The organism is Bacillus sp. JJ1127, assembly GCF_036965845.1.
Classification (GTDB): domain Bacteria; phylum Bacillota; class Bacilli; order Bacillales; family Bacillaceae_G; genus Bacillus_A.
In genome coordinates, this window is sequence record NZ_JBALQK010000331.1 from 1 (window position 1) to 1503 (window position 1503).

Sequence of the window (1503 nt, forward strand, 5' to 3'; positions counted from 1 at the left end):
TAATTACAATGATTACCTTACTTTTTCTACCGCAGGAATATAATCTTGCAATAATAAATCATCAAGTCCCTTCCCAAGATTGATATCCCAACTAGCATAATTAATACTTATACCTTCTTGATATAGTGCTTGTGCACATTCTAATAATGTTCTTTGAACATCAGGGTTTGTAATCATATCCATATCTAAAGCGAAAGTCGCCTGCTTAACACCCATTTTTTTTAATGGCTCAATTAATATTCTCCAAACTTTAACTCCTGGTATCGATACAACTGTAGTACCATACATTAATTTTTCTTCATTTGTTAGAAGTTCATCTAAGTTCTCTGCAGATATATCAGCCTTTAGACTACCTTCTGTAATCCATACATTATCCTTTTTTATTAATTCTCCACGCTCCCAATATTTCAACTCACGACTTGGCACTGCTACATGTATCGGTAATGGGTTTCCAGCTCCCGTTCCATGAAACTTACCACCTGAGCTAACCCAAATGTATTTACTCTCCAATTTCAGCTGTACTTCACCTATTTTTTTACCTTCGTAATCAATTTCATACCATTCTTTTACGTCTACTTCACCCTTAAACAAAGACTCTATCTTACCATTGATTTTATAAGTTACTTCAATGATATTAGGTTGCTCAATAACAGCTGCTTGAAAGCTAGGTTTATGATCTCTCACAACTGTCACATATTTTGGATTATCAATTCTATACTGAAAACCACATATTTGATTATAAATATTCCTTTGTGGAATTAAGAGAGAATCTCTCCTACCCGCAAATGTAAAATACCTTCCATCTTTTGTTTCTTTTGCATAGAATCCAGGTATCCCTACAATCAAACTTGTTTTACCGCCAGCTTTCTTGATTATTTCTTTCGTTACATCCCAAGGTTTCATAGGAAAACTTTTATAATTTCGTATATTTATTGTTTCTCTTGCAATCCTACGCTCAGGACCAGTTAACATTTCAATATGTTCTTCTCGTAGTTCTAGTTCTTGCAGAAACATGTAATATAAAACATCTAAAATATAATCATTTTTCTTTTTATGTTCCTTTACCATCTGATCCAGCGAAAAATCATATCCCCTTTTTTGTTTTTCATTGACTATATGCAAATAGCCAGCTTCACCTAGTTTTGTATCTGATTCTATTCGCCCACAGATTATTTTTGTCTCTGATTCATTCACCATACACCATCCCTGATGACCACATATCGGGCAAGTTGTTCTATAGTATTCAAACCATCTTTCATTGCTACCTTTGCTCATACTTCTTGCTGGCCTTAAAACTCTACTTACCGCTAATTTTTCTATCGACATAATATCTCTCCTTTTCCATTAAATTAATAAAAAAAGCCCTTTGGAATACGGAGGTTAAATACCACACAAATGTGTAATTTAATCCGTAACCCGAAGGGCTTTATGTAATCACTAGAAAATAAAACAAAAAATTGAAAAGAGTATATTAAAAATATACTAAATTTTCCTAATTTAATC

At 33.0% G+C, this 1503-nt stretch carries 1 protein-coding gene; it reads right to left on the reverse strand.

Going from position 1 to position 1503, the window contains the following annotated elements; genetic code table 11:
* Positions 1 to 12 precede the first annotated feature (12 nt).
* Positions 13 to 1326: a DNA primase gene (locus tag V7183_RS23805; RefSeq protein ID WP_335361049.1), complete on the reverse strand. Its 1314-nt coding sequence runs from the start codon at positions 1324 to 1326 to the stop codon at positions 13 to 15.
* Between the last annotated feature and the right edge of the window lie 177 nt (positions 1327 to 1503).

Bases quoted from the DNA above. Each gene is read 5' to 3' on its own strand.
- V7183_RS23805 (WP_335361049.1), bottom strand. From the start codon at position 1,326: ATGTCGATAGAAAAATTAGCGGTAAGTAGAGTTTTAAGGCCAGCAAGA.